The organism is Methylobacterium sp. FW306-05-D, from assembly GCF_058782155.1.
In genome coordinates, this window is the sequence record NZ_JBYSXL010000135.1 from 1 (window position 1) to 5,982 (window position 5,982).

The following is a 5,982-nucleotide window of genomic DNA, read 5'->3' on the forward strand; positions in this document are numbered from 1 at the left end:
ACGCCTCCTGCAGTGGTGTTGCAACACCTCCACTCTGGCACATCAATGCCGTCAGGGGGCGTCCACCCCTACGCTTTCGCTGGTCCCGACGGCACGCTCCCACTTTCCAGGCGCGCTGGTTCGGCCGATGCGGCGGTCAGCGCCGCACCCAGGATGCCGCTCACCAAGACTGTTTTCACTGATGACACTCACGTACAGGCGGAGGGATTTGCCGAAATTCTTCGTCTTCGAGCCGTTCACTGCGGGGCAGGACCTGGACAGGCCTCAACTCGTGACGGGAGGCGTCGGCAAAGGCATGCAGGCGAGCTTTCGGCAGAAGGCGGCGGTCGGATGCCGCGGAATGAGGTCACCGGTCCCTTGGCTGGCCATAGGACCGGCAGTGGAAGCGTGCGGGTAAACCGTCTCGGCGATGACCTGTGTCACCGCGTTCGATGGACCGTCGGTGCTGCTTCCCATCTCGATGCGCAACGCGATGGCAAGCTGAACGGTTGAAGCGCCCGTCGTCATGGGATCATGACTCCTGGTTCGGAATAGGAAGATCGGCGTTCGTCGTCGGGGAGGTGCCGGCGCTCGACGAACCGGACGAGAATGCCGCGGCGGCGCAGAAGGGCCGCCGCGGAAACGTCCTCAGCGTAGGAGCTGGAGGATGCCCTGCTGGGCGGTGTTCGCGAGCGAGAGCGCCGAGACCGCGAGCGAGTTGCGGGTGGAAAGCGCTTGGGAGTTAGCCGCCTCCTCGTTCATGTCGGCATCGGTGAGGTTGGCCGAGCCGGTGCCGAGGATGTTGCCGATCTGCTTGGTGAAGTCCTGGCGCACCTGCACGCTCGACAGGTTCGAGCCGAAGCTGGACTGCAGACTCTTCAGGCTGGCCAACGCCGTCTTCAGGGTGTCCTGCATCGTGGCCAGGCCCTTGTCGGTCTGGATGTTGAACTCGCCCGCGCCCGCCGTGCCGTTCACCGCCGAGGAAATGCCGAGGCTGTCGGCGCTCAGGGTCCGGCCCGCGACGGAGAGCTTGGACTGGTCGCCGCCGGTCTTCTCGTTGAAGATGACGTTGAGGGTGTCGCCGCCGAGCAGGTTGGTGCCGTTGAAGCCGGAATCCTTGGCGATCTGGTCGATCTGGGTGCGCAGGTTGTTGAACTGCGTTGCCAGCGCCGTTCGGGCGGCGGACGTCTTGTCGTTCGACAAGCCGGTCGTATAGGCGGCCGCGGTCAGGCCGATCGCGGTGTTCGAGTCCCCGGTCTGCGCCTTGCCGAGCGCCGCGGCCGCATCCGCGCCGCCGCCGAGGCCGACCTTCAGCGTATCCGAGTTGCCCGTGACGGTGAGCTTGCCGGCGTCGTCCACGGCGGCCGAGGCGAGCCCCGAAGAATTGATCGCGTCCACGAGGTCGCCCACGGTCGCCGTCTTGTCGAGGGTCTTGGTGAAGGTGTTCTCGCCGTCCGTGAGCGTGATGGCGACCTTGTCGCCGGCGATGCCGAGCGAGCCGGCGGAGCTGTCGGAGGGGCGCCCCGCGGCACCTCCCAGCGCCATCGCCATCACCGTGGTGCGCAGGCTGGTGCCCGTCGCCTTGGCCTCCGCGGCGGTCGCCAGGGCGGCCTGGCTGGTGACGGTCGGCCGGTTGGTCGCGGCCTCGGTCTGGGCCTGGGTGATGGTCGACTGGAGCGACTTGATGAGGTCCGAGACCTTCGAGGCGCCGGTGTTGGCCGCCTGGATCGTTTGGACGCCGTTCGAGATCCCGTCGAGCAAGCTGGACAGCGCCGAGGAACGGTCGGTGAGCGCCTGTGCCGTGAAGTAGTTCACCGGGTTGTCAAGGGCTGAGTTCACCTTCTTGCCGGTGGAGAGCCGATTCTGGTTGGTCGAGGCCAGGGCGGCGGTGTCCTGCAGCGAGAGCAGGTTCTGGCGCGTGGCGGCCGACAGCGTGATGGACGAGGGCATCGTGGGCTCCAATCTAGACCGAGCAACCACTAGCTCGGTTTCCAGACGAGCATTGTCTCTGCGCCTTTCTACAAGTGTAAATTATTCGTTCCACGAACATATAGCTTGGTACGAATCGTCCAAATCAAGGTACTTTTCGTCCAAGTCTTGCCACGCTCCTCCTTTGCACATCAAATTCCCGTTTCTCGTGCAAAAATGGATGGACACCCGTGCTTGTCGTGATAGACCTTCATAGAAGCAGAGTACTGCAACTTTTTCTGACAAAAATTAGTTGATCAATGTCAAATTCTATACATTCGTCCATTGGTATTATAGGTCTCAAAGCAAACCCGGAAGGGATCTATGGCAATTCATATCCCCTACGCCCGAGGGGCTCCATCATCATTGCCAGCCCATGGCGCGTCGCATGATCACCGAGCAAAAATTTGCGGATCTGCCGAGTTTCGAGGCCAAGCGGGAAGCTTGAATCGATGCGGCCAACCCCTTGTACCGTGCAGACATCGACGCGGATTGGGGTTTCGATGACTCTGCTTACATTCGTAATTACAACCTTGGCTCCTTTATCCTGGGTGCTTGCCACGCTCCCCAAATGAAATCCGAGCGGACCTTAGAACAGATCTCGCAGCAATCCATCGATCACTTGTCCTTTCGAGTGTTCCTGTCCGGAACATCCGACCTCAAGGTCGAGGGACGTTCCTTCGATATTCGAGCGGGTCATCTGCAGGTCCTGGACATGGCACAGCCGATGGAATCTCACTCACGTGGGCCCAAGCCGGTCCTCCACTTGATCGTGCCACGTCGTGCCTTCGAGCGTCGTCTCGGCGACCTCTCTCCGCATCACGGGGCGATGCTCGATCCAGACAGGAGCCCGATCACACGCCTGATGGTCGACCACATGCGGAGCCTGGTCTCGTGCATCGATGCCGCCGACGACGGCCAGCGCGCAGCCCTGACGGCAGCGTCGGTCTCGATGGTCAATGCGGTCCTGACGCCGGTCGGCAAGGACAGTCCGTATGCCCCCGCGTCCCTCCTGGGCATCTCCATCCGCCGGTTCGTCGAAGATGACTTGGCGGCGTTCGATCTCGGCATCGAGAAGCTTTGCCGACGTTTCGGATTGTCCCGCACCGCCTTGTATTCGATCTTCGAGGCGGAAGGGGGTGTCGCGTCGTACATCCGGGACCGGCGTCTCGCCCGGGCCATGCGCATCCTGTCGGGCCTCGAAGGGGATGGACGCAGGCGGATTTCCAGCGTGGGCTATGCCTGTGGCTTCGAGACCGAGAAGATGTTCAGCCGGGCGTTCAAGCGTCGGTATGGCGTGAACCCGAGTGAGGTCGACGCGGGGTTCCGACCGCAGGCCCGTCTGGAATACGGCACCACGCTCATGTCCTGGATCACCAGCCTATAGGCGTCCTCCGAGGCCCTGACGCCTTCGACCGAGGCGCTTCCGTTCCCAGGCCACCCGGGCCCTGTCCGGAGCGTGGACACGAGGACACTGCCTGCCCGGCCATCAGACTTCGATCGAAGGAGCGTCGGGGCATGAACGAAATTGAGGTGATCATGCGGGGCCGCGTTCTCCTGCCGAATGGCATCGAGCACGCTTGCGATGTCCGCTGCCGTGCCGTCGAACAAATGGTGTTGGTCCTTCCCGCTGACGTCGAACCGGGAACCCGCCTCGTCTGCCATGTCGAGGACCTCGGGATCGTGGAGGGCCTCGCCGGCATTACAGTCCAGGGTGACGTCGATCTGCGGGTCGAGGCGACGCCCAGGCATTTGTCGCGCCTCGCGTCGCGCCTCGATTGGCATCGGCGGATGGCCTCGGGGCAGGTCGATCAGCGAAGATCCGGCCGGATCGTGCCGACCGTCACGGAGGTGTGCGTACGGCTTTCATGCGGCGCGGAGATGACCGGGACCCTCCTCGACCTGTCGGCGAGCGGCGCGGCCTTGCGCCTGCCCATCCGACCCGAGATCGGCGCCGCGGTCGTCGTCGGACGGCGGTGTGCGATGGTCGTCCGTCATACGGAGGAGGGAGTGGCAATCCGCTTTCGACTACCCTTGCGGCCCCAGGACGTCACGCCCGACGTGCGGTTCTAGGTCCCTTCCGGCTCTAGGCGGTTTCGCCACTCATCCCAACGGATGACTTGTCGACCGGTAAGCCTTCGGACAGAACTTCGACGTCGATGCGACAACTTCAGTTAGCGAGCGGGAGGCAGTGGTCATGGCGGGTACCGACATTCGCACGCGCGACTGGACCGCGACGCACTCCGTCGACGATATTGCCGGCTCCCATCCGCACGTCACCGTGAAGGGTGAGGTCGAGACGTCCGCGAGCAATCAACGCGCGAAGCTGGAAGAGGCCAGGCCACAAGGCGTGAATCCCCGGATCCTGTTGTTGACGCTCAAGATCGAGACCGAGGGCGATGTCGGAAACACCGTGATGGAGTGGGTGAGCGCCACGTACACGAAGGCGGCCGAACGCGGTGACTTCACGCACGTCGAGATCCTGCACGAAGGGGATCCGGTCGCGACCATCGAGATCCAGAACGTCGTTTCATAGGTCTCGACCGGAGCGGGTGCCCCGTCGACCCGGTCGGAATTGAGCATCGCCGTGGCGGTTCGACCGGGGCGGCCTCCGTCTCTTCGGTCGCTGTCGTCCGCCAGGTGGAAGGCAGCGCCCGAGGAGAAGCGGTCCACTCCGATGGCACGCGTCGACGCTACGACAAGGGCAGCCCCCAGATATCCGTTTTCCCCCACAGTGCCATGGCACGATCCCGTTTGGAGGAAGCCAGGTCCTCGATCCGTTCGGCGGCATGGCGCGCGCGGTCGACGGCAGCCATGTTCCAGGCGAGCGCCTTGCCCAATCCGCTCACGCCGCGCCGGACGACGAGGCCATGTCCAGGGGCGACGGCCCGAAGCCGGTCGAGCGCAGGATCCTGACCGCGTCGGTCACGTCCGCCACCGCCACGGTCAGGTCGGCTAGGGTCTCGACCAGGTCTTCGAACGCCGAGCCCTCGTCTTCCGGCGGCGCCAGTGCCGCCAGGATCGCGTGCAGCAAGCGATCCTGGGCATTCAGACGGCGCTCCAGTTCCAAGGTGTCCATCGCTCATCTTCTCCAAGGTCAGATTGCCCAGCCGTGCCTTCACGGTGGCCGCCGTGATGCGTTCTCCCTCGAAGCGCCGCGCCGCCGCGCCGATGAGGCGGGTGGCGAGATGAGGCGTCCCGCTCGCGTCGAGGATAACGGGACCAACGCGGCCCTGCCGCAGATCGAGGCCCCGCCCACGCAGGGCGACGGCGAAGGCGGTTCCATCCGTGGCCTCGCGCCAGGATGCCAGGGCCAGTCGGCGTACGGCGTCGAGATCCGTTCCCGTGCGTTCCTCGATCAAGCGTTCGCCGGGCGAGCGCGCGGCCACCGGCCGCGCCGATCCCGTCGTGCCGGAACCCACGAGCCAGTCGGCCACGTCGGATCGGCCATCCGCGCGGAGGCGATGCAGGACGGCGCGCGCGTGTTTCGAGGGTACCGCCTCCATGCCGTGCTCGTACTCGATGATGCGGGCACATTTCTCCCGTCGCGCGAAGTCCCAGGAAAGGTTGACTGTACGGTCCCGGGATGAGGTGTGCCGGATTGCCCCTGAAGGGTTCGGGTTCTTTGGTCCAAGCTTGGCAGATGCGTTCGTAGGGTGTGAGGCCGCGTAGCGTCTTGAGCCGGCGGGCGTGGTTGGAGGCATCGATGAAGAGTTGGAGGTGGACCCTGAGCTGATCGTGGCGATCGGAGTGGTAGCGTTTGACCGTCGCGTCTTGGCTTGTGCGGTTCATCCGCTCGACCTGACCCTTGATCCAGGGATGGTTCCCCTTGGTCGGCCGGTGCTCGATGTCGTTTTCGGCACAGACGCGGCCGAAGATGTGCGCGAAGGTGTTAGTATCTTTCTTGCGGTTGGCGAACTGAACACCATTGTCCGTCAGGACGATGTAGATGCGGTAAGGGACCGCCAGGATAAGATCGCGCAGGAACTGCGCTGCCTCCATCTTGCCGGCACTCTCGACCAGACGAACGCATGC

7 protein-coding genes and 1 pseudogene are annotated in these 5,982 nt (G+C 64.1%); 3 read left to right on the forward strand and 5 right to left on the reverse strand.

What is annotated here, in order from left to right; all coding sequences use genetic code 11:
- Positions 1-264: 264 nt before the first annotated feature.
- Complete coding sequence (locus AC3WLN_RS23385) at positions 265-507, reverse strand: hypothetical protein (protein WP_492485300.1); 243 nt, start codon at positions 505-507, stop codon at positions 265-267.
- 120 nt (positions 508-627) lie between these two features.
- The gene (locus tag AC3WLN_RS23390) at positions 628-1,929 is read right to left on the reverse strand and encodes a flagellin N-terminal helical domain-containing protein (RefSeq protein ID WP_492485302.1); all 1,302 of its coding nucleotides are present in this window, start codon (positions 1,927-1,929) and stop codon (positions 628-630) included.
- 484 nt (positions 1,930-2,413) lie between these two features.
- On the opposite strand from AC3WLN_RS23390, the gene AC3WLN_RS23395 reads away from it, so the two are divergent.
- The 3 genes from AC3WLN_RS23395 (at position 2,414) to AC3WLN_RS23405 (ending at position 4,483) form a co-directional block, all read left to right on the forward strand.
- Positions 2,414-3,334 carry a helix-turn-helix domain-containing protein gene (locus AC3WLN_RS23395; protein ID WP_492485304.1) on the forward strand — a complete coding sequence of 307 codons (921 nt, stop codon included), beginning with the start codon at positions 2,414-2,416 and terminating at the stop codon, positions 3,332-3,334.
- A 131-nt stretch (positions 3,335-3,465) separates the two neighbouring features.
- Entirely contained in the window at positions 3,466-4,020 is a 555-nt protein-coding gene (locus AC3WLN_RS23400) for a PilZ domain-containing protein (protein WP_492485306.1), read from the forward strand.
- A gap of 124 nt (positions 4,021-4,144) precedes the next feature.
- Positions 4,145-4,483 carry a hypothetical protein gene (locus AC3WLN_RS23405; protein ID WP_492485308.1) on the forward strand — a complete coding sequence of 113 codons (339 nt, stop codon included), beginning with the start codon at positions 4,145-4,147 and terminating at the stop codon, positions 4,481-4,483.
- A gap of 157 nt (positions 4,484-4,640) precedes the next feature.
- Here AC3WLN_RS23405 and AC3WLN_RS23410 read toward each other — a convergent pair whose 3' ends face one another.
- From AC3WLN_RS23410 to AC3WLN_RS23420, 3 genes and pseudogenes are all read right to left on the reverse strand, one after another.
- A complete protein-coding gene (locus AC3WLN_RS23410; RefSeq protein WP_492485310.1) occupies positions 4,641-4,787 on the reverse strand; it encodes a hypothetical protein in 147 nt (48 codons plus the stop codon).
- Positions 4,788-4,792: 5 nt separating this feature from the next.
- Entirely contained in the window at positions 4,793-5,026 is a 234-nt protein-coding gene (locus tag AC3WLN_RS23415) for a hypothetical protein (RefSeq protein ID WP_492485312.1), read from the reverse strand.
- Between the two features lie 497 nt (positions 5,027-5,523).
- A pseudogene (locus AC3WLN_RS23420) lies at positions 5,524-5,982 on the reverse strand (integrase core domain-containing protein); the annotation flags it as partial.

Bases quoted from the DNA above. Each gene is read 5' to 3' on its own strand.
- AC3WLN_RS23400 (WP_492485306.1), top strand. From the start codon at position 3,466: ATGAACGAAATTGAGGTGATCATGCGGGGCCGCGTTCTCCTGCCGAAT.
- AC3WLN_RS23405 (WP_492485308.1), top strand. From the start codon at position 4,145: ATGGCGGGTACCGACATTCGCACGCGCGACTGGACCGCGACGCACTCC.
- AC3WLN_RS23390 (WP_492485302.1), bottom strand. From the start codon at position 1,929: ATGCCCTCGTCCATCACGCTGTCGGCCGCCACGCGCCAGAACCTGCTC.
- AC3WLN_RS23415 (WP_492485312.1), bottom strand. From the start codon at position 5,026: ATGGACACCTTGGAACTGGAGCGCCGTCTGAATGCCCAGGATCGCTTG.
- AC3WLN_RS23385 (WP_492485300.1), bottom strand. From the start codon at position 507: ATGACGACGGGCGCTTCAACCGTTCAGCTTGCCATCGCGTTGCGCATC.